The sequence below is a fragment of the Nocardioides hungaricus genome (genome assembly GCF_054782915.1).
The window spans coordinates 1-1,352 of sequence record NZ_BAAGRO010000027.1; the positions used below are offsets into that span (position 1 = coordinate 1).

General features: G+C 64.3%; 1 protein-coding gene. It reads right to left on the reverse strand.

The features are described from left to right. Positions 1-489: 489 nt before the first annotated feature. The coding region (locus ACYVKX_RS11850) for a HoxN/HupN/NixA family nickel/cobalt transporter (protein WP_460832375.1) at positions 490-1,352 on the reverse strand (863 nt) is incomplete at its 5' end.

Below are 1,352 nucleotides of genomic sequence, written 5' to 3' on the forward strand. Positions count from 1 at the left end.
CTAGACAGGAACGGCGTGTTCTCACTCCAAGGCGCGCTCAACCACCCACGGATGCGTCACAAGAGCCGAAAAACGACCCCTGACGCTGGAAGACGTCGAAAGACGTTTCCGCAGGTCAGAGGCCGTTTTCGACCACTACTGACAGAGGCTGAAAACCCTCGAATCAGATGTCGTAGTAGTGACTGACTGACCCACGTTGACCTGCGCAAACGTCGAGGACGGCCGGCTGTTTGTACCGGACTTGTAACAGGCTACCTTGTGTTGTGGGGGCCTGCGGCAACGCAGCCTGCCTCGATTGGTCTAGAATCGGCCCCGCTATGGGTAGCCCGCAGCGCCGGCGTTGTTCCGGCTGCACTTGACCAGGCAGCGTCCGGAATGAACCAACGTCTGCGCCCGGACCACCGTTGGAACAGACCTGCCGGCTCGTCGGGCTGAACGTCCTCGGCGGCGTTGAGAATGAGCGGGCCCTCGTCGGCGGTGGCGGCTCTCCTACGCGCCGCGCGCAAGCCGCGCCTCGACTCGTCCTAGCTTCCAGACAGCGAAGCTGATCGCCCACACCACGACGAACATCGCGACTAGGAGGTAGCCGACGTACTGCAGGTCGAGCCGAGTCACCCACGCTAGGGCGTCGAGCTGCAACTGCTCGGCCAACAACTGCAGCAGCACAACGCCTCCGATCACCAGTGCGACGACGACTGACAGCGTGGTGATGGTCAGGTTGTAGTAGACCCTCCGGAGCGGACTGATCAGTGCCCACTTGTACGCGCGGGCCATGAAGATCCCATCGGCGGTGTCGAACAGGGTCATCCCGGCGGCGAACAGCACGGGAAGGACGAGGACGGCGTACCACGGCAAGGTGCTCGTGGCCACACCGCCGGCCAGGATCAGCAGCGCCACCTGAGTGGCAGTGTCGAAGCCGAGCCCCATCAACAGGCCGACCGGGTACAGGTGCCGGGCCATGGTCACCCGGTGGGTGGCGCGGCGGAACAAGCGCGCCATGAAGCCTCGCTGGTGCAGGTGGTGCTCGAGCTTCTCCTCGTCGAAGGATCCTGCGCGCATGTGCCGGAAGACGTGGATGATCCCGAACAGGGCGCTGAGATTCGTCAAGCCGATGACGATCAGGAACGTTCCAGCGACGAGCGACCCGACCAGACCCAGGGTCGTCTGCAAGGTCGAGTTCTCGTCCTGGACCGGGCCGGCCAGCGCGCCGACCCCGATCGCAAGTAGGAGGGAGAGCCCGAAGACGACGCTGGAGTGTCCCAGCGAGAACCAGAAACCCACTCCACCAGTGAGGCTCCGCCTCTGACCGCCGAGGATCGGGCTGGCCTGGGTGGGTTGCTGCGGCGCATCCT